Source organism: Pseudomonas marginalis (assembly GCF_001645105.1).
Classification (GTDB): Bacteria; Pseudomonadota; Gammaproteobacteria; order Pseudomonadales; family Pseudomonadaceae; genus Aquipseudomonas; species Aquipseudomonas petroselini.
The window spans coordinates 246,141-266,224 of the sequence record NZ_LKEG01000041.1; the positions used below are offsets into that span (position 1 = coordinate 246,141).

19 protein-coding genes are annotated in these 20,084 nt (G+C 60.4%); 4 read left to right on the forward strand and 15 right to left on the reverse strand.

Features of this window, described 5'->3' with window-relative positions:
• Window positions 1–109: 109 nt before the first annotated feature.
• Window positions 110–1,126 (reverse strand): ABC transporter substrate-binding protein, encoded by a 1,017-nt coding sequence (locus AO064_RS15610; protein ID WP_064053901.1) that lies wholly within the window; start codon window positions 1,124–1,126, stop codon window positions 110–112.
• 133 nt (window positions 1,127–1,259) lie between these two features.
• Entirely contained in the window at window positions 1,260–1,709 is a 450-nt protein-coding gene (locus AO064_RS15615) for a hypothetical protein (protein WP_046034041.1), read from the reverse strand.
• A 417-nt stretch (window positions 1,710–2,126) separates the two neighbouring features.
• Here AO064_RS15615 and AO064_RS15620 point away from each other — a divergent pair, with 417 nt between their 5' ends.
• The 3 genes from AO064_RS15620 (at window position 2,127) to AO064_RS15630 (ending at window position 3,048) form a co-directional block, all read left to right on the forward strand.
• Window positions 2,127–2,402, forward strand: a complete 276-nt coding sequence (locus AO064_RS15620; protein WP_064053902.1) for a hypothetical protein — start codon at window positions 2,127–2,129, stop codon at window positions 2,400–2,402.
• 110 nt (window positions 2,403–2,512) lie between these two features.
• The gene (locus AO064_RS15625) at window positions 2,513–2,743 is read left to right on the forward strand and encodes a hypothetical protein (protein WP_064053903.1); all 231 of its coding nucleotides are present in this window, start codon (window positions 2,513–2,515) and stop codon (window positions 2,741–2,743) included.
• Between the two features lie 68 nt (window positions 2,744–2,811).
• A complete protein-coding gene (locus AO064_RS15630) occupies window positions 2,812–3,048 on the forward strand; it encodes a DUF2789 domain-containing protein (RefSeq protein WP_064053904.1) in 237 nt (78 codons plus the stop codon).
• Between the two features lie 221 nt (window positions 3,049–3,269).
• Here the strand turns inward: AO064_RS15630 and AO064_RS15635 are convergent, their stop codons facing one another.
• The 13 genes from AO064_RS15635 to AO064_RS15690 all read right to left on the reverse strand — a co-directional run bounded on the left by AO064_RS15635 (window position 3,270) and on the right by AO064_RS15690 (window position 18,660).
• Complete coding sequence (locus AO064_RS15635) at window positions 3,270–4,946, reverse strand: methyl-accepting chemotaxis protein (protein WP_425262145.1); 1,677 nt, start codon at window positions 4,944–4,946, stop codon at window positions 3,270–3,272.
• A 97-nt stretch (window positions 4,947–5,043) separates the two neighbouring features.
• The gene (locus AO064_RS15640; protein WP_003191666.1) at window positions 5,044–5,448 is read right to left on the reverse strand and encodes a TraR/DksA family transcriptional regulator; all 405 of its coding nucleotides are present in this window, start codon (window positions 5,446–5,448) and stop codon (window positions 5,044–5,046) included.
• 420 nt (window positions 5,449–5,868) lie between these two features.
• Complete coding sequence (locus tag AO064_RS15645) at window positions 5,869–6,891, reverse strand: ABC transporter permease (RefSeq protein ID WP_016975559.1); 1,023 nt, start codon at window positions 6,889–6,891, stop codon at window positions 5,869–5,871.
• Between the two features lie 27 nt (window positions 6,892–6,918).
• On the reverse strand, window positions 6,919–8,472 hold the full coding sequence (locus AO064_RS15650; protein ID WP_043205233.1) for a sugar ABC transporter ATP-binding protein: 1,554 nt from the start codon (window positions 8,470–8,472) through the stop codon (window positions 6,919–6,921).
• A 65-nt stretch (window positions 8,473–8,537) separates the two neighbouring features.
• The gene (locus AO064_RS15655; RefSeq protein ID WP_064053906.1) at window positions 8,538–9,473 is read right to left on the reverse strand and encodes a sugar ABC transporter substrate-binding protein; all 936 of its coding nucleotides are present in this window, start codon (window positions 9,471–9,473) and stop codon (window positions 8,538–8,540) included.
• Between the two features lie 48 nt (window positions 9,474–9,521).
• Entirely contained in the window at window positions 9,522–9,698 is a 177-nt protein-coding gene (locus tag AO064_RS30940) for a hypothetical protein (protein ID WP_167355327.1), read from the reverse strand.
• A 127-nt stretch (window positions 9,699–9,825) separates the two neighbouring features.
• A complete protein-coding gene (locus tag AO064_RS15660; protein ID WP_064053907.1) occupies window positions 9,826–10,854 on the reverse strand; it encodes a Gfo/Idh/MocA family protein in 1,029 nt (342 codons plus the stop codon).
• Window positions 10,855–11,006: 152 nt separating this feature from the next.
• The gene (gene iolG / locus AO064_RS15665; protein ID WP_064053908.1) at window positions 11,007–12,017 is read right to left on the reverse strand and encodes a bifunctional inositol 2-dehydrogenase/D-chiro-inositol 1-dehydrogenase; all 1,011 of its coding nucleotides are present in this window, start codon (window positions 12,015–12,017) and stop codon (window positions 11,007–11,009) included.
• A gap of 19 nt (window positions 12,018–12,036) precedes the next feature.
• A complete protein-coding gene (gene iolD / locus AO064_RS15670; protein ID WP_012723780.1) occupies window positions 12,037–13,968 on the reverse strand; it encodes a 3D-(3,5/4)-trihydroxycyclohexane-1,2-dione acylhydrolase (decyclizing) in 1,932 nt (643 codons plus the stop codon).
• Between the two features lie 56 nt (window positions 13,969–14,024).
• On the reverse strand, window positions 14,025–14,846 hold the full coding sequence (locus AO064_RS15675) for a TIM barrel protein (protein ID WP_064053909.1): 822 nt from the start codon (window positions 14,844–14,846) through the stop codon (window positions 14,025–14,027).
• 28 nt (window positions 14,847–14,874) lie between these two features.
• Window positions 14,875–15,663: a 5-deoxy-glucuronate isomerase gene (gene iolB / locus AO064_RS15680; protein ID WP_064053910.1), complete on the reverse strand. Its 789-nt coding sequence runs from the start codon at window positions 15,661–15,663 to the stop codon at window positions 14,875–14,877.
• Window positions 15,660–16,553 (reverse strand): myo-inosose-2 dehydratase, encoded by an 894-nt coding sequence (gene iolE / locus AO064_RS15685; protein ID WP_043205231.1) that lies wholly within the window; start codon window positions 16,551–16,553, stop codon window positions 15,660–15,662. Before iolE ends, iolB begins: the two co-directional genes overlap by 4 nt.
• Before the next feature lie 169 nt (window positions 16,554–16,722).
• Window positions 16,723–18,660, reverse strand: coding sequence for a bifunctional 5-dehydro-2-deoxygluconokinase/5-dehydro-2-deoxyphosphogluconate aldolase (locus AO064_RS15690; protein ID WP_064053911.1), 1,938 nt, complete (start codon window positions 18,658–18,660; stop codon window positions 16,723–16,725).
• Between the two features lie 284 nt (window positions 18,661–18,944).
• Here AO064_RS15690 and AO064_RS15695 point away from each other — a divergent pair, with 284 nt between their 5' ends.
• On the forward strand, window positions 18,945–19,853 hold the full coding sequence (locus AO064_RS15695; protein ID WP_012723775.1) for a MurR/RpiR family transcriptional regulator: 909 nt from the start codon (window positions 18,945–18,947) through the stop codon (window positions 19,851–19,853).
• The last annotated feature ends 231 nt before the right edge of the window (window positions 19,854–20,084 follow it).

Sequence of the window (20,084 nt, forward strand, 5' to 3'; positions counted from 1 at the left end):
GGGGGCTTGCTCCCGATAGCGGTGAATCAGTCAACCATGCCGTGACTAAGACGCTGCAATCGGGAGCAAGCCCCCTCCCACACTTGATCTGCANTTGAAAGATCCGTGGTTATTTCAGGCTGGCTTCAACCTTCTGCGCCACATCCTCGGTCAACCACGCCTTCCACACCTCGGGATGTTCCTTGAGAAACGCCTGGGCCACCTCACGTGGCGCGGTGTGATTTTCGCTCATGGTCGCCAAGGCTTTATTCAGCGGTTCAATCGGAAACTCGACCTTTTCAAAGAACTCAGCAATCTGCGGATGTTCCTTCTGGAACGGCGTAGAAACGCCGATACTCAACTTCGACGCCAACGACCGCGTCGGCTTCGGATCAGGGTTATCTGCATCCGTCAGGGTCTTCCACGCCTCGGCATCAAACGGCGGTTCTTCCAGCTGGATCAGCTTGTAGCGTCCCATCAGCGGCGTCGGCGACCAGTAGTAGAACAGCACCGGCTTGCCACGCCGGATCGACGAGGCAATCTCGGCATCCAGTGCCGCGCCCGAACCGCTGCGGAAGTTCACGTAGCTGTCATCCAGGCCGTAGGCCTTGAGCTTCTGTTTGTTGACCACTTCCGAGGTCCAGCCGATCGGGCTGTTGAGAAAGCGCCCTTTGCCTGGGGATTCGGGGTCCTTGAACACGTCCTTGTAGCGCGCCAGGTCCTTCACGCTCTTGAGCTCGGGTGCGAGGGGCTTGATGCCTTTGGCAGGGTCACCCTTGACCACGTATTCCGGCACCCACCAGCCTTCGGTTGCGCCTTTGACGGTATCGCCCAGGCCTACCACCTTGCCTTCGGCCTCAGCCTTGACCCACACCGGGCTGCGGCCGGCCCATTCTTCGCCGATCACCTGGATGTCGTTCTTCGCCAGGGCGGTTTCCAGGGTGATGGTGGTGCCCGGCAAGGTGTCGGTGGGCAGGTCGTAGCCCTTCTCGACAATCACCCGCAACACTTCAGTGATCAGACTGCCGCTTTCCCAGTTCAAGTCAGCAAAATGGATCGGTGCCTGGGCCGCTGAAACCGGCAACGTCGTCGCTGACAGTGCCAGGGTCGTCAGGGATGCTGCCAACAGTGTTCTCAATCCTTTCATGCCTTCGCACCTCGCGATATCGCAGCCAATGGCGGACGGCTTTGCTGCGTATGCGCGAAGCCTCTGAACAATTAAGTCAACTCAACTGTAGTAGAGGTTCCGGGAGATAACGGGGGTTCGCTGTTTTTACTGATTATTCACTGGCCTTGAACGTCACCAGTTCACCCTTGCGCCATTTGGCGGCCTTGCCGGTCACGGCCTTCAGGGTTTTGGTCAGGCCTTCCTGCAGTTGCTCGGTGGCGGCAAATACCAGCATCACGCTGTGGCCTTCCTTGAACACAATGCCCTGGCCTTCGGCTGAAGACACAAAGGCGTATTCGCCCAAGCCATAGACGGTCAACTTGATGTCGCGAAACTTCAACTCGAACTTGCCGCCTTCACGACTCGGCAACACCGCCGCGCGGAAATGGTCACCGACTTTGAGTTCCAGGCGGGGCTTGTCATCCACCACCATCGCCGCTTCGGTGTCGATTTCGGCGATGTAGATGCCTTCCGGCGTCTGCTCGGTGATGTAAACGAAACGGGATTGAAACTGTTTAACCAACTTTGCGCGCAAATCACCCAGCACGAATAACGCGTGCATATCCAGATTACTGACTGCCAAGGAAACGCCCCCACATCGAAAAGAGCGCTGTCCGCCAGAGCGGGCAGCACAAAAAAACGGCCATCACGGCACGACCACATCACTCATTCTTTGAAAAAAACTGAAGATAATCCCGCCATCGCGCCGTAAGACGAGTGCGCACGTATGCGATAGACCTTGTGCGAGGTCATCAGGCACCACAGGAGATCACAGGTTCCACGGCACGAGAATACGCGCCGACCAACTTCAGAGAATAACCTGATTAAAAATGCAGTTTTCCGACACGCAAACACAAATAAACACACTGTCATGGAACCGTGCGCGGGCCAGCGACAACAATACTAAAACAGCAGCAAGGATCAAAACCACTCAAAACGCTGCAATAACGTCATCCGGCTAGATCGAAAGGAGCAGGCCATGCAACGATCACCCTACAGCGCTATGTCTTCGCACACCCGTTCATCCTGTCAGGACAGCGCTCAATTCTACCGTTTGAACGGCTTTGGTGGGTACTCGGATTCGGTTCTCTACCAAGTCGTACCCGCCGGCAGAAACTTCTTCCACATCCGTGAAGTGCTCAGCGGTCGAATCAAAGGCTTTCGCAGCGATCATGTCAAGGCCTGTGAGCTGGCCAAGAAACTTGAGGCCCTGTTGCAGGCCTCCCACAGCGCAATCGTTTCGTCCGCCGGGTAACTTAACTGCGCCGCCGACCCGCAACAACTGCCATACTGGCACGTCCACTGAAGTTTGTGCCCCGCGGGCCAGGTTTCTCCAGTGCAGTTATCTCCAAGGGAAGGCTCTACGTGACGGAATTTGATATCGGCGAATTTTTCATCCATGGCGACGCAAGGGAGGTAGACGGTGAATTTCAAGCAGTGATTGTCATGCGGGCCAAGCCACCGCTGACCACTGTCACCACACACCAGGTGGAAAAAGACCGCTGGTTCAAAACCGCCGACGCCGCCGCCATCGCCGCAAAGGACGCCGCCAAGGCGTTAAAGAACGCTGTGGATGCCGGGGCCCTGAATTCCTGACATCCGATAGAACTCTACCGCGCCACAACCCTCCCATGCATAACGACCACCCTGCATGGAGAACGAAAATGGACGCGCCAATCCCCACCCTTGAAACCCTGTTTGAACAATTGGGCCTGGATTCAACCCCGGACGCTATCGACGCCTTTATCGCCGCGCACCCTTTGCCTGACGACGTGAAGTTGATCGATGCGCCTTTCTGGTCCGCACAACAGGCAGGTTTTCTCAAGGAAGAGCTGCGCGAAGACGCCGAATGGGCGATCGCGGTGGACGAACTCAACCAACGCCTGCATCAACCGCACTGACGGTAGATATCTACACAACGTTCAAAGGCTGAAAAATCTCCCTGTAGTGAGCGGGCTTGCCCCGCGCTGGGTGGCGAAGCCGCCCCAAACCAAGCGACCTAGTTCTATCTGGAACTCGGCGATGTCTTTATTGGGGCGGCTTCGCCACCCAGCGCGGGACAAGCCCGCTCACTACGATATGTGTCGATACCTATGCCCATTCCGGAAAAGCCTAATTTACGTCAGCGCCTCACAGCCTCGGGTTTATAGCCCAGGCGCAAACCACCCCAATGCCGGCCCTTGACCATGATCGGCACCGACAGATCGTGCATCAGCTCCCCGGTGTCGCGGGTATAGGTTTGCAGCAGAACTGCCTGTTGATGGCTGCCACAGCGGATTCCGGTGCGGTCTTCGAACTTGCGCTTGGTGCGGTTTTGCACCGCATCCACCTGGATATCGCCGGTCAGCGCCTGGGAAAACGCTTTGTTGTGCGTCGGCACATAGCCCTGCGGCGTGCAGGCGATGGCGAACACCAACCCTTCATGCCGTGGCAACAGCGCCTCCTGGATCGCCGGCAGCACCTGGTCGGTGTAGCCGTCAAACCGGGTGTGGTACTTGCTCGGGCTGGTGTTGGCAATCGGCGTGTAGCTGCGGTCGAACAGGTCATCCAGGCTGATGCGGTTCTGTTGCACATCGGCTTCGAATTGCGCGGCAATCCGGCTCGCACCTTCGCGGGCTAGGTCGTAGATGCGCTGGTGGTAGTCATCCAGCCCGACTGCCGCCAGGCGCTCGCTGATGGTTTCGGCCTGGCCTTCCATCTGCACGGCGGCATCGGCCAGTTGACGGGTTTGCTGGTCACTGACGGCCAGGTCGCTGCGCATCTGTTCCACGGCATGGAACAGGCTGTCGAGCTGGGTACGATTGGTGTCGGTGCCCTGGGCGATTTCATTCACCTGGCCTTCCACACCCGCCGCCAGCGTTGCGATACTTTGCAACTGCTCGCCAGCGTGCTCCACCTGCTCGACGCCAGTGTGCAGGTCCGCCGAAAGCTGGCGAATCTGCTCCACCACCTGGGCGGTACGTTGCTGGATATCCGCCACCATCACGCCCACTTCATCGGTGGCCGTGGCCGTGCGGCCGGCCAGCCCGCGCACTTCATCCGCGACCACCGCGAAGCCACGACCGTGTTCACCGGCCCGCGCCGCTTCAATGGCCGCATTGAGTGCCAGCAAGTTGGTCTGGCTGGCGATGGACTGGATCACCAGGGTCACCCGCTGGATTTCTTCACTGCGCTGGCTCAAGGCTTCGATCAGTTCACGGCTCGCGTTGGCGCGCTGGCTGAGTTGGTGCATGCGGGTAATTGATTGGGCCAGCACTTCGCGGCCCTCGGTGCTGCGCTGATGGGCTTGGCTCGCGGCTTCCAGAGCCTCACGACTGAGTTGGGAGGTGATCTTTTCGGTGCCAATCATCACTTCGGCACTGCTGACAATCTGCTTGGCGGCGCTCAACTGCGACTGCAACCGGGCGGCCAGTTGCTTGACCGAATAGGCCACGCCGGCAGCGGACAATGCGTTATGGCTGGTGGTGTGGGACAGGTCGCGAGTCAGCTCGCCAATGGCATCGACGGCCTCGGCAGACGCAATAACCGGCGTGCGGCGTTTCAGCTGAGGCAGCCAGATCACCAGCAAGGCCAGTGGCAGGCAGAGGTACAGCGGCAGGCTGGCAAACGCCAGGCCCAGCAGTAGCAACACCAGGGCGACGCTCTGCATCAGCTGCGTGAACCAGCCGGGCAAGCCGCGCACCACCGGTTGCGGTGGCACTGCTGCGCCCATCAGAGATCCGTCTCCAGCCATCTTCGCCACCCCACTGCTTGTCGTTATTGTCACTGCATTAAACGCCACTATCGGGCCATTATCCATGGGCCTTTAGTGGGGTAGCTTGCAGCAGATCAATGGACGGGGTGTAACGGGGTTTTTCCCTGGGGGAACGGCGTGGCGATCCCCCAGCTTCACCGCATCAGGCTTGGCGCTGATGCTTGTCGATCTGCTCGTGGCGCTCTTGCGCTTCGATGCAGTATTTGGTGGTTGGGCTGATCAGCAGGCGCTTGAGGCCAATAGGCTCGCCGCTGTCATCGCACCAGCCAAAAGAATCTTCCTTGATGCGTTCCAGTGCACGCTCAAGTTGCGGCAGCATGCGCTGGTCGCGGTCGATGGCATTGACCAGCCAGGTGCGCTCTTCTTCCACGGAAGCGGCGTCAGCCGGGTCAGCCGGGGTGTCCAGGCTTTCAATGGCGATGCGGTTCTGTTCGATGCGCTCGTGGTGTTCCACTTTCATGTCTTGCAGCAACTTCTCGAAAAAAGCGTGCTGTTCGGCATTCATGTAGTCATCCGCCGGCATGGCCAGCAACTTTTCCTTTGTCATTGATTTCTCTATAAAAAATACGTGCATTAAGGCGAATAAGGGAGCGTTCCGGTCGGCCTCTGCAGGTCTCGGAAAGGCGCCGTCCATTTCAAGCGCCACCCGGCACTCAATTTACGAGGGGCGGCAGTCTAAGGCCGACTTGAGGGCGCAGCAACTGAAATGACAGGCAATTTTTCCGAGATAACCCCAAAAGGCACCAGGACGGGCTTGGCGAATGGTTATCGGAGTGCGTTTATAGCAAGAAATTCAGTGTTGTGGAGCTATATAGAAGACAAACGGTTAGAACGGCCTGATAAAGATCAAGTGTGGGCGTTGGGCTTGCCCGCGATGCAGGCGACTCGGTCCGTCAGGGCTACCGAGTGGATGCAATCGCAGGCAAGCCAGCGCCCACATTTGATTGGTGTTGGCCGTAAGACGATCTCAGCGTTTGAGCTTGCGCTTGTTGCGATACTGGTCAATCACCACTGCGACCACAATGATCAGGCCCTTGATGATGTCCTGGATATACGCGTCCACCCCGACAAAGGTAAACCCGCTGGCCATCACCCCGAGGATCAGCGCGCCGATCACGGTGCCGGTGATGCGCCCTACCCCGCCCGCCAGGCTGGTGCCGCCGATCACCGCCGCAGCAATCGCATCCAGCTCATAGGACATGCCCATGCCGGCCTGACCCGTCGCAGCGCGAGCCGAGGCCACTACACCGGCCAAACCTGCGAGCAAGCCGGCGATGCTGTAGACGATGATCAGATGACGCTTGACGTTGATCCCCGACGTCCGCGCCGCCTGCATGTTGCCGCCGATGGCGTAGGTATACTTGCCGTACTTGGTGTAGCGCAAGGCGATGTGGAAGATCACCGCCACCACCAGGAAGATGATCACCGGCATCGCGCCATGGCCGATGGCCGTGTACGAGTCCGACAGCATACTCACCGGCTGGCCTTCGGTGTAATAACGTGCCAGGCCGCGCGCCGAAACCATCATGCCCAAGGTGGCGATAAACGGTGGGATACCGGTAACGGCGATGATGCTGCCATTGATCGCACCCGCCAACAGCCCCACACCCAGCCCCATGGCCACCGGGATCCACACCGGCAAGTCGGTCAGGCTCGGGAATACCGCCCGGGAAAAATCGGACGTCTGCGCCAAACTGGCGGCGATCATCGCCGACAATGCCAGCACCGAGCCGGAGGACAGGTCGATACCGGTGGTGATGATCACCTGCGTCACGCCGATAGCCAGCAGCCCGATGATCGACACCTGCAGGATCATCAGCACCAGGCGCTGGGAGTTCATCAGGAAGCTCTGGTCACGCACGATCCAGCCGAACAATTCAAACACCAGGCCGATACCGATCAGCACCAGGAAGATGCTCAGCTCGGTGGGCATGCGTCGACGACTCTTGGTTGGCACCGTCGCCGGTTTGTTATCCGTTATTGCGTTCATAGCCAATCACCTTTTTTATTCTGTACGTCAGTGGACTGCCGTCATCCCGGAGGCCAACTGCATGACTTTTTCCTGGGTCGCTTCGCTGCGATCCAAGGTGCCCATCAATTCGCCTTCGTGCATCACCATGACCCGGTCGCTCATGCCCAGCACTTCGGGCAGCTCGGAGGAAATCATGATCACCGCCATGCCTTCGCTGGCCAGGAACGAGATCAAGCGATAGATCTCGGCCTTGGCGCCCACGTCGATGCCCCGCGTGGGTTCATCGAGGATCAGCAGGCGCGGGTTGGTCATCAGCCAGCGCGCCAGCAACGCCTTCTGCTGGTTGCCGCCGGACAAGGTGTCGATGCACTGTTCAAGGGACGGGGTTTTCACCCGCAGCTTCTTGCACATGTCTTCGCACAGCGCACGCAGGGCTTTCTGCTGGATAAAGCCGTTACCCGAGTAATGCGGCAGCACGGCCATCTCCATGTTTTCCAGCACCGACAGGCACGGGAACAGGCCGCTGAGCTTGCGGTCCTCGGTCAGCAGCGCAAAGCCTTTCTCGATGGCCATGTGCGGGTCGCTGATACGCACCGCCTTGCCGTCCAGTTCAATCTGCCCGCCGTCGCTTGGGGTGATGCCGAAAATGGTTTCCGCCACGTTGGTGCGGCCCGAGCCCATCAACCCGGCGATGCCGAGGATCTCGCCGGCATGCAGGTCAAAGGAGACGTCCTTGAACACACCGTCCAGGCGCAGGTCGCGGACCGACAGCAGCAGGTCGCCGATCGGCGTCTCGCGCACCGGGAACAACTGGCTCAGTTCACGGCCGACCATCATCGAGATCAGGCTGTCGCTGTTCATGCTGTCGGCGCGTTGCAGGCCGATATAGTGGCCGTCACGAAACACCGCCACTTCATCGGCGATGGCAAACACTTCGTTCATTTTATGCGTGATGTAGACGATGCCTTTGCCCTGGGCCTTGAGGTCGGCAATGATCGAAAACAGGTGGGCCACTTCCTTCTCGGTAATAGCCGACGTCGGTTCATCCATGATCAGGATGTCGGAGTCGTAGGACACGGCCTTGGCAATCTCGACCATCTGCCGCTCGGCGATACTCAGGTTGCCCACGTGTTCCTCGGGGTCCAGGTTGATGCGCAGGCGTGCCAGCAATTCTGCCGTGCAGCGGTGCATTTCGCGGTGGTTGACCATGTGCAGGCTGTTGAGCTGCTCGCGGCCGATCCAGATGTTCTCGGCGATGCTCATGTGCGGCATCAGGTTGAGTTCCTGGTGGATCATTGCGATCCCGGCCTTCTGGGCCGCCAGGGGCGTTTCAAATACGATCGGCTTGCCGCGCAGGCGAATTTCCCCGGCGTCGGGCTGGTAGATGCCGGCGATGATTTTCATCAGCGTGGATTTGCCCGCACCGTTCTCGCCCATCAGCGCCAGCACCGTGCCAGGGCGTACGCGCAATTGCACGTCGGCCAGGGCTACGACGCCGGGAAAGCCTTTGCTGATGTTGACGATTTCCAGCAGGTAGGGTTCGTCCAGCGGCAACGGCTGGAGGCCGGGGGGCTGCGAGACAGCGGCTTGAGCGAGCATAGGGAGGTACTCCATCGGCAGGGCGGGCACGACCGCCCTGCCGGTTTATTGTTGTTATGTCAGGGCTACTTGAACTTGGCGACGTTTTCCGGAGTGATCAGTTGGAACGGAATAATCACGTTCTGCTCGACCGGCTCCTTCTTGGCCATTTTGCGCGCCGCTTCCACCGATCCCACCGCCTGACCCTTGGCGTCCTGGAACGCCGACGCGGCCATGTCACCCTTGGTGATCGCGTTCAGACCGTCCGGGGTGCCGTCGACACCTGCGATCAGCACGCTGCCCGGCTTGGTACCCGCCGACTTCAGGGCCATGGACGCACCGATGGCCATCTCATCGTTGTTGGCCAACACGGCGTTGAATTCGCGACCTTGGGTCAGCCAGTCGTTGACCAGGGTCATGCCCTTGTCACGCAGCCAGATGCCGGTCTGTTCCTGTTCGATCTTGATGTCCGGGTATTTGGCCAGCACCTCCTTCACGCCCTTGGTGCGGTTGGTGGTGGAGTTGTTCGCCAGGTCACCCAGCAGGATCACAATCTTGCCCTTGCCGCCGAGTTTCTCAGCGATGTATTGCATCTGCAGGCGACCCGCCTCTATGTCATCGGAGGTCACCGCGACCACATCCTTGGGCAAGTCTTTCTGGTCGGGACGGCGGTTGACGAAGACCAGCGGGATGCCCGCCTTGGTCGCCGCACTGATGATGTTCTTGGTCGAGGCGGTATCCACGGGGTTGACGATGATCGCGTCGACTTTCTGACTGATAAAGTTCTCGACCTGGCTCAGTTGCTTGACCACATCGGCACGCGCGTCCTCGAACTGCAGCTGCACGCCATCGCCCTTGGGATAGGACTTGGCTTGCTTGTCCATGTCTTCGCGCAGGTAAGTCAGGAAGGTGTCATCGAAGGCGGACATGCTCACGCCTATCTTCAGGTCGGCAGCCGAGGCAAAACCACTGGCCAGCAGCATGGACAAGGCCAGCGCGGTAAAACGGATCGGGGTCTTCATGAACGGTCTGTCTCCACTTTCTTGTTGGTTTTTTGGACGTTGCGTTTTTCAGAGCTCGGCAGGCAGCCGGACGACCGGTGCGCCTGGAATGCAGCACACCAGCGCGCCTTTGTTTTCGACGCACAGCACATTAAGGAAGTAGAAGTAGAACGGCCGGGCGCGGGGCAGACCGCGTGGCGTGTGGGCAGGGCGTAAAACTCGCAGTACAGCGTTGAAGATTTTCATCTGACGGTACCTGGTTGTTTTTGATCTTGTTTTTGTTGAGTCGTGCGAATCGAGTCCGAACGTACTTTATGCAACCTGGAAAAGACTTTATTGGAAAATAATTTCCATATCAACCTGTTTTAGAATTTTATTCTATTTTTGTTGAAACCACCTGCTGGCGCTCGGCGCTCAGGCGTGCGGCGTCCAATATACGGGTGGTTTCCAGCGCATCATAGGCGTCCACCGGCAACGGCCCCTGCCCTTGCACCGCCAGTTGCAACTGCCGATAGAACTGCGTCCAGCAGCCCTTCTCCGACGGCACTCGCTCGCGTTCCGGGCCTTGTTCGAACCAGCCCCAGCGTCGGTGTTCTTCAGCGCCCCAATGCTCGCCTTCGGTCTTCGGCGACTTGCCGGCCATCAAGGCGTCTTCCTGGCCGTCCAAACCCTCGACGGTGTAGCAGCCGGCGGTGCCACTGACCCTGAAACGCGGGGCCTGGCTGTTTTGCAAGGCATTGCCCCACAGGTGAGAGATCACCCCGTTGGCATGGGTCAGGGAGACAAAGAAGCCATGATCCACGGTGGGGTGTTCGGCGGTGTAGTGCAGTTGGGCGAACACCCGATCTACCGGCCCGAACAGTTGCAGGGCCTGATCGACCAAATGGCTGCCCAGGTCGCGCAGCCAGCCGCCACCGCTGGCGTTGCCCACGGCTTGCGGGCTGTAGCGTTCCACGCGGGATTCGAACCGGGTGATGGTGCCCAGAGCGCTGGCGTCGATGAGTTTGCGCAGGGTCAGGTAGTCCGAGTCCCAGCGCCGGTTCTGGTAGACACTGAGCAAAGAGCCCTGGCGTTCAGCCGCAGTGATCAGGGCTTGGGCCTGTTCGGCGTTGGCGGCGAAGGGTTTGTCGCTGACCACCGCAACGCCGTGTTCGATGGCTTCCAGCACTAATGCGGGACGCCCTTTAAGCGTGGTGGAGATCACCAGCGCATCGACCCCGGCTTCGACGATCTGGCCGATGGAATCAAAGGCCTTGAGGCCTGGGTGGTCGGTTGCCAGTTGCTGGCGGCGTTCCGCAGACCGGGTGACCACGCCGACAAATGTGGCACCGGCCAATGTTGCAATCAGCGGCGCATGAAAGAAGCGCCCTCCATGGCCGTAGCCGACTAGTCCGATTCGCATACCTACACTCCTTGCTTGAAGTGAAAACCAGATTCAAATGTGGGAGGGGGCTTGCCCCCGATTACAGTGTGTCAGTCAATAAATATCTATCTGATCCACCACCATCGGGGGCAAGCCCCCTCCCACATTTTTGACAGTATTTCTCCAGTGATTCAGCCGTAGAAACGTGGGCGATCCGGCAAGCTTATCTTCACAATCTGCTCACTGCCCTGCGCTTCGATACACGCATCCGCCGCCACCGCCGCCGCGAACCCGTCCCACGCCGACGGGCCGCCGACCTGCCCGGCGCGCACGCTGTCGATGAACGCCTGCAACTCCACGTCGTATGCACCGATAAACCGATCCTTCCAGTCCATCAGAATCGCATTGGACAGCTTCGCCCCGCTGCGCAGTTGCACCTGGGATGGCTCCGGCAGTTTGGCGATACCGGTCTCCCCCACTACTTCGCACTGGATGTCGTAGCCGTACTGGCAGTTCACAAACACTTCCACATCGATGCGTGTGCCCTTGGCGGTTTCCAGCAGTACGATCTGCGGGTCACGCAAGTGCGCCAAGGCCTTGCTGGATTTGCGCGGGAACACCACTTGCACCGACACGTAGTCATCGTTGAGCAACCAACGCAATACATCCAGCTCGTGGATCAGGGTGTCGGTGATCGCCATGTCGGTCTTGTAGTTCTCGCCCACCGTGGGGTTGCGATGGGCGCAGTGCAGCATCAACGGCTCGCCGATCTGGCCACTGTCGATCACCGCTTTGAGGGCGCGATAGCCTTCGTCGTACGGGCGCATGAAGCCGACCTGCACCAGGCGCTTGCCGTAGGCCACCTCGGCGTCGACGATCCGGCGACACCCCTCGGCGGTGACCGCCAGGGGTTTTTCGCAGAACACCGGTTTGCCGGCGGCGATGGCGGCGAGCACGAATTCTTCGTGGCTCGGGCCCCAGGAGGTGACGAGCACCGCCTCGACCTGCGGCGAATTGATCAAGGCATGGCCGTCGGGGTATACCTCGGCGTCCAGCTTGAGGTCCGCAACCACCTTGGCGGCCTGCTCAAGGTTGATGTCGGTCACCGCCACCACCTGGCTGTTGAGCAAAGTCTGGCTGCAACGACGAATATGGTCCCGGCCGATGGCGCCTGTACCGATCACTCCAAGCTTCAAAGACATACAAACACTCCTCTTGTTATTAGTACTGCCGGGCCTTCGCCAGGTGTTCATTGAGTTTTTTTGCGGCGGCATTCGTGCGTTCGCTGGTGGACACCTGCGCCACGCCCACGCGCCACCACGAGAGGTAGCCGTGGATCATGGTCTTGGGCAGCACCTTGATATCGATCAGCGTCGACACCGTTTGCGTACGCGCGTCCGCCAGCGCCGATTCCAGTTGTTCCACGGTGCTGACCTTGTAGGTCTTGCAGCCATAAGCCGCCGCGCTCATGGCGAAATCCACCGGGACCAGGCCACCATCGAGCTTGCCGCTCTCAGGGTTGCGGAAGCGGAATTCGGTGCCGAAGCTGTCCATGCCATTGCCGATCTGCAGGTTGTTGATACAGCCGAAAGCCATGTTGTCGAGCAGCACCACGTTGATCTTGCGCCGCTCCTGGATCGAGGTGGCCAGTTCCGAGTGCAGCATCATGTAGGAGCCATCACCGACCAGGGCGTAGACCTCCTTGGTCGGTTCGGCGAGTTTCACGCCCAGGGCGGCGTTGATCTCGTAGCCCATGCACGAATAGCCGTACTCGACGTGGTAGGTGTTGACACCCTTGCTGCGCCACGCGCGTTGCAGGTCGCCGGGCAGGCTGCCGGCGGCGGCGACGATGATGGCGTCATCCGCCAGGCTTTGGTTGAGCACGCCCAGCACGCGGCTTTGGGTCAGGCACGAGCCGGTCAGCTCGATGAATTCACGCAGCACTGCACGGTCCAGGTGGTCGTCGACCTCGGGCACGAAGCCGTCGCCGGCGTATTCCACCTGATGCACGCGGTCCACTTCGGCATCCAGCTGCGCCTTGGCGTCGCGCACCTGCTCGCCCCAGCCGGAACGGTAGTCGCCCAGGGCATCGGCGAGCGCTTCAAGCGCGACCTGCGCGTCGGCCAGCACCTGCACGCCGTCGAGCTTCAGGGCATCGCACGGGCTGATATTGAGGTTGAGAAACGTCACCTCGGCGTGCTTGAACAGTGATTTGGACGAGGTGGTGAAATCGGTGTAGCGCGTGCCGATCCCAATGATCAGGTCGGCCTCGGGCGCCAGCAGGTTCGCCGCCAGGCAGCCGGTTTCACCGATCCCGCCCACGTTCAACGGGTGACTGGAGACGACAGCACTCTTGCCCGCCTGGGTCTCGGCAAAGGGAATATCAAAACGCTCGGCAAACGCTTGCAGCGCGGCATTGGCGCCGGAGTACTTCACGCCGCCACCGCAGATGATCAGCGGTTTGCGTTTGCCTCGGAACGCCGCCAGCGCGTCACCGATCATCGCGGCAGTGGCCGGGCGACGTTCAATACGGTGCACGCGTTTCTGCAGGAAGTAATCGGGATAGTCCCAGGCCTCGGCCTGCACATCCTGGGGCAATGCCAGGGTCACGGCGCCGGTTTCGGCCGGGTCGGTGAGCACGCGCATGGCGTGGATCGCAGCGGTCATCAACTGCTCGGGGCGGTTGATGCGGTCCCAGTATTTGCTCACCGAGCGAAAGGCATCGTTGGTGCTGATGCTCAGGTCGTGGAACTGTTCGATCTGTTGCAGCACCGGGTCGGGCTGACGGCTGGCGTAGACGTCGCCCGGCAACAGCAGCAACGGAATACGGTTGGCCGTGGCGGTCGCGGCGGCGGTGAGCATATTGGCCGCACCGGGCCCGACCGAGGCGGTGCACGCGTAGATCTTGCGGCGCAGGTGCTGCTTGGCGAAACCGATGGCCGCGTGGGCCATGCCTTGCTCGTTGCGACCCTGGTGCACGACAAGGTCACCGCTGTCCTGCTCCAGGGCCTGGCCGAGGCCCAGCACATTGCCGTGGCCGAAAATCGTGAACACCCCGGCGACAAATTTGCTCTGCACGCCATCGACTTCGATGTATTGGTTATCCAGGAACTTCACCAGGGCCTGGGCCATGGTCAATCTTGTTGTGGTCATGTTCGCACCTTGAATGAATGCAAATCTGTCGATCAACCGCGATCACCTGTCCGGTATCAGGTCCGGGATTTCTGCAGGTGGGCGATGCTCGCGCCCAACGCTTGCTGGATGTCGGCCAGGCCATGCACGCTCTCGGAAAACGGCTCGAACGACAGGTAGCCGCTGTAGCCGCTGCTGAGCAAGGTGTCGATCTGCGCCGCGTTGCCGAGGATGTCGCCCTCGCCCACCAGCACGCGGTGGCCGTCGCGAATCGAATTCAGCGGTGCCTCGGCATCTTCCACGCCGGAGATATGCACCAGGCCGGTGAGTTCCGGAAAGAACTCATGCTCGCTGGCCAGGTGATGGTGAAAGGTGTCGTGCACCAGGCGGAACACATCCAGGCCGCCGATGGACTGGATCGCGTCCACCGCCACGCGTTTGCGGCGCATCGCGCACTCTTCAAAACCCAGGGGTTCGATAAAGCCGAGAATCCCGTATTCGCGCAGGATCGGCGCCAGCTCGCTCAGGGCGGTGCGCAAGCCGGCAGCGCGCTGGGCTTCATTGCGCGTGTCACCCGGCTCGTTGAACGGGCACATCACCAGGCCCTGGGCGCCGCATTCGCGCGCGTAGGTCGCCAGCGTGATCGCCTGGGCACGGCGTTCGTCGTTCCACACATCAAAGGGGTACAACGCGTTGATCGACAGCACCGTGATGCCTTGCACCGCGCACAGTTCGCGCACGCGGCTGGCCGGGGCGCCGAATTCAATTTGCCTGTCCGCCAGGTCGTTGCGGATCTCGATGGCATCGCACTTGAGCGCTACCGCCAACTGGATGAAATCCGGCAGGGACAATTGGGGAGCGACCATGCGGTTAAGGGCGAAACGTAAAGGCGATTTCATTGTTGTTGTTCTCCGTCCAAACCGCTGATTAAAGGTCCAGCAGCCAGCTGTGCTGCGGGTCGTTATGGAAATGCCAGGCGCGCTTGGGGCCGGCCATTACGTTGAGGTAATAGGACTCGTAGCCATACGGCACGCTGACCGGGTGATAGCCCTTGGGCACCACCACCAGGTCGCTGTTTTCCACCGCCATGGCCTGGTCGATGCTGCGGTCGTCGGTGTAGACGCGCTGGAACACAAAGCCCTGGGGCGGGTTGACCTGGTGGTAGTAGGTCTCTTCAAGGAAACTCTGGTGCGGCAAGTCGTCGGTGTCGTGTTTATGCGGCGGGTAGCTCGACGAGTGCCCGGACGGCGTGCGCACCTCCACCACCAGCAGCGAATGCGCCGGCTCGCTGTCAGGCAGGATGTCGCACACGTAGCGGGTGTTGGCGCCTTTGCCGCGCACGCTGCGCCTGCAGTTTTCCGGGCGGATCAGGCGTGGTTCGTAGCCTTCTGTGCCGGGAGCGGCGCAGACGGCAATCTGTACATCGCTCAAGGCGGTGACTTGTGCATCGGTGCCCGGTGGCAGGTAGGCGGCGAACGGGGATTTGTCTTCAAACACCGACTGGCGGTCCCCCAGGTTCTGCCAGTTGAAGCCTTCGCCCTCAATGTTCACCCGGCCGCTTAGCAGCACCAGGCACAGCTCCTGATCACCGGCGCTGACCGGCAGGGTTTCGCCGAGGCTCAGGCGGTAGGCGGCAAAGCCCACGTACTCCAGGCGCCCTTCTTCCAGGGCGACCATGGTTTTTCCGCGTTTGCTGCTTTTGACCAACAAGCTCATTTTCCGGTCCTCTCATTCAACAGAGCACGTAAGGTGTCGTAGCCTTTTTTCGCATAGATATAGCTCGGCGCCACAGCCGGGTCCTGCTCGGCCTCCACCACCAGCCAGCCTTGGTACTGGGCGGCGAGCAGCACATCGAGCAATTCGGCGAAGTCGATATCGCCATCGCCGGGCACGGTGAAGGTGCCGTTGACGATGCAATCCGGAAAACTCCACATCTGGTTGCGCGCCAGTTGCACCACCGGTTTGCGCACGTCCTTGAAGTGCACGTGGCAGATACGCCCGATATGCTTGCGCAGCACGTCAATCGGCTCGCCGCCGCCCATGTAGCAGTGGCCGGAATCGAACAGCAGGCCGACTTCCGGGCCGGTACGGTTCATCAGTTGGTCGATGTCTTCCGGGGATTCAACATAAGCGCCCATGTGGTGGTGGTACGCCAGGCGCACGCCCTGGGACAGGGTAAAACGCGCCAGTTCGGTGAGTTTGTCAGCGTAGTCTTGCCAGGCCTGTTCACTGTGAAAACGTGGGCGTTCGATCAGGCGGATGCGCGAGCCCTGGATCGAGTCGGCCACCTCGCCGTACACCAGCACCGTGGCGCCGTTCTGTTTGAGCAGCTCGACATGACCGGCGATGGCTTCGATTTCCTCGGCCACCGAGCGACGGGCCAGGCGGCTGGAGTACCAACCGGAGACCAACGCCAGGTCGTAGGGGCGCAACACGTCGCCGACGCCCTTGGCATCCTTGGGGAATTTACCATTGAGTTCGAAGCCTTCGTAGCCGATCTCCTTGCCTTCGCTCAGGGCGGTGCTCAGGGGCGTTTCACCGCCCAGGGCCGGCAGGTCGTCGTTGCTCCAGGAGATCGGGTTGATGCCAATTCGGATTGCGGGCATGGCTGCACCTTTTATTTTTATCTAACTTAAGCCGAGTGAGATTTGCTCTTTGTGGGAGGGGGCTTGCTCCCGATAGCGGCGTGTCAGGCAGCACTTCTGTAACTGGACTGCCGCCATCGGGAGCAAGCCCCCTCCCACATTGGATTGCATTTCAAGTTGAGGACGGTATTCAGTCTCGGGCACTGCGCCAGGCGTTGATCAACTGTTCGAAGGTGGCCTGCACCTGTTGAATCAGGGTTTCATCGTCGATCTCGCCGGCCATCCACGCCCGGCTCGGTTCCTGGAAGATTGTGCGACCCACGGCAAAACCCCGGCAGGTCGTACTCTGGCTGGCTTGCTGGAAGCCATCGGCGAGGAACTCGGCCGAGGCATTCAGGCCCAGCAGCACCACGCCTCGGCAGTACGGGTCGCGCTCCAGGATCAGTTCGTCGAGCTTCTTCCAGTCCTCGGCCGACTGCGCCTCGATCTTCCACCACGCCGGGTAGATGCCCAGGTTGTACAGGCGCTTGAGGCTGCGATAGAGCACGTCGGGGTAAGTGGACGGGTGATCCTTGGGCGGGATGACTTCCAGCAGCAGTTCATGGCCGCTGACGATAGACGCCTCGTACACCGCCTTGAGTTGCGCTTCCTGTTCCAGGCGCAGCAGCGGCTCGTCGTCCGGGTGGAATTGCACCAGGCACTTGATGATTTGTTCCTGGGGCCAGGCAATCAGGTTGCTGCCCACCGAGCGGCCATGTTCGAACGCCAGCGGCCGCGAGTTCTGCACCTCCACCGGGCGCGCGATCCACCAGCCGCGACCGCTGGCGGCGTTGAGGGCGTCCTGGCCGAAGCGCTGGTCGGCGAGCAGGCCGACGTCGGCTTCCACGCCTTGCTCAGCGAGTTTTTGCTCGACGCGTTCGATGGCCTGGATAAACAGTTGCTTGATGGCGCTGATGCGCGTCGTGTCTTGTCCACCTTTCTGCGCCAGGTCCACCAACTGCCAGCGGTGGTCAAAGGCAAACACGAACAGTTGCTTCCAGTTCTTGCGCGGCACCGTCACGCGGTGCAGGCGCTGCAGCGTCACGTCCTGATCCGGGCGCGTAATCGGCACCGGGCTGTTGAACAGGTACTCGAGCTCCGCAGGCGTCGGCATCGCCGGCGCACAGGCGTGCCGCGAAACGACCAGGCCGCCGCACGCATTGGCCAACTGGCTGCACCGTTCATCACTCGCATCGTTGATCCAGCCACTGAGGAACCCCGACATGAACGCATCGCCGGCGCCCAGCACATTGAGCACTTCCACACGCACACCGGGGTAGATGGCGCCGTCTTCCAACCGCGCGGGAATGGCGCCGTGGATGACTGTGCAACCCTGCGGACCGAGCTTGACCACCAGGGTCGCCGGGGTCAGTTCGCGCACCTTACGCAAGGCGGTGAGCAAGTCTTCGCTGCCCCCCGCAATCAGAAATTCTTCTTCGGTGCCGACGATCAAGTCGAAGCGCGGCAGGATTTTCTGCACGTGCTGGCTGACATTCTGATCGGCGACAAAACGGGTTTCGCCGTCGGCCTTGCCTGCCAGGCCCCACAGTACCGGGCGGTAGTCGATATCCAGCACGCGCTTGACGTTGTGCTTGGCCGCGTAATCCAGCGCCTGGATGCTGGCCTTGTACACGCCGTCGGTGGAGAAATGCGTGCCGGTGATCAGCAGGGCTTTACTCGACGCGATAAAGGCTTCGTTGATGTCTTCGGCACGCAAGGCCATGTCGGCGCAGTTTTCGCGGTAGAACACCAAAGGGAAGGTTTCGCGGTCCTTGAGGCCGAGCAACACCAGGGCGGTGAGGCGCTCCGGGTCGACCTTGATGCCGCTGACATCGCAGCCTTCACGCGCCAGCGATTCCACCAGGAAGCGCCCCATATGGTCGTCGCCGACCCGGCTCAACATCGCCGACTTGAGCCCCAGCCGCGCGGTGCCGAAAGCGATGTTGGCGGAGGATCCGCCGAGGTACTTGGCAAAGCTGGATACGTCCTCAAGCCGCGCACCTACTTGCTGTGCATAGAGGTCGACGCCCAGGCGCCCGAGGCAAATCAGATCCAATTGACGCCCACTGGCAAAACGAGTCTGGCCCATGCTGGCTCCTGTTATTTTTATCAGCCTGCGTTGTGCCGCCGTGGCGACGGCAAACGCTCTTGGTGGGAGCAGACTAGAACGTCCTGCGGCGCCAATCAATATTTATTCCATATATTTTTTCATTGGAATATTTTTTCCATTAAGCTTGTACAAGAGCATGCAAGCGGCAGTGCATCGTTTCAGCAGGCCACGGCCGCCGTGATGCCGAGGTATTTTTTTGCGCCTACCCTGTAGACTTGCGCCACCCATCAGCGCATCAGAAGAACACGCCAGAAGGATTGCCCATGTCCCGCACCGATCCCGAGACCACCCTGGAAGACTCTATCGCCAGCCCTCCGATCAATGCCGAGCGCCTGTTGCAGCTGATCACCGACGAATACGAGAGCCTGCCGCGCCAACTCAAGCGCATCGCCAGCTACATGAGCCAGCAGAGCGACCGGATCATGGTCGACCGCATCAGCGACATCGCCCGTGAGTGCGAAGTGCACCCGTCGGCCATCGTGCGCTTCTCCCAGCGCTTCGGTTTCAGTGGGTTCAGTGAGATGCAGGCGCTGTTTCGCGAGGCCTACACCCACAAGACCACACCGGTGCAGAACTACCAGCAGCGCATCCGCAGCATGATCGCCAACAAGTCGCAGAAAGCCAGCGGCGGCGACCTGGCGCGCGAGTGCGTCAACGCCACCCTGTCCGGAATCGAGCGCCTGGGGCTGGAACTGGATGACGTGGCCTTCGACAAGGCCGTGGACCTGGTGGTCAACGCCGACAACATCTACGTGGTTGGCGTGCGCCGCTCCTTTGCGGTGGCTGATTACCTGGTCTACAACCTGCAGCACACCAACAAGCGCATCCATCTGATCTCGGGCCTGGGCGGCAGCTACCGCGAGCAGATGCGCAGCGTGCGTGCCAATGACCTGGTGATCGCCATCAGTTTCACGCCCTACGGCAAAGAGACCCAGCACTGCCTGCGCATCGCCCAGCACCACCAGGCCAAGACGCTGATCATCACCGACAGCAACCTGTCGCCCCTGGCCAAGCGCGCGAACGCGGTGCTGTTGGTCAATGAAGGTTCGTCGTTTGCCTTCCGCTCGTTGAGCGCCACCCTGTGCCTGTGCCAGGCGCTGTTTATTGCGGTGGCGTACCGGTTGGAGTTGAAAGTGGACGAGATCCACGAGCAGGTTGGGTTTGATGACTGACCTGCTGCCCCACCTTTTGATCAGTAAATAGCCGCCAGCGCGCGCCGTGGTGACAAGTTGGCTAGCGCTACACACCACCCAATGTGAGAGCGGGCTTACTCGCGAAAGCGCCGTGTCAGTCAACTCATGAGTCACTGATACACCGCATTCCCGAGCAAGCCCGCCCCCACAGTTTTTACCGAGTAAGACGTGCTATCAGTGCACGAATATCGCGATCAGGATGATGATCGG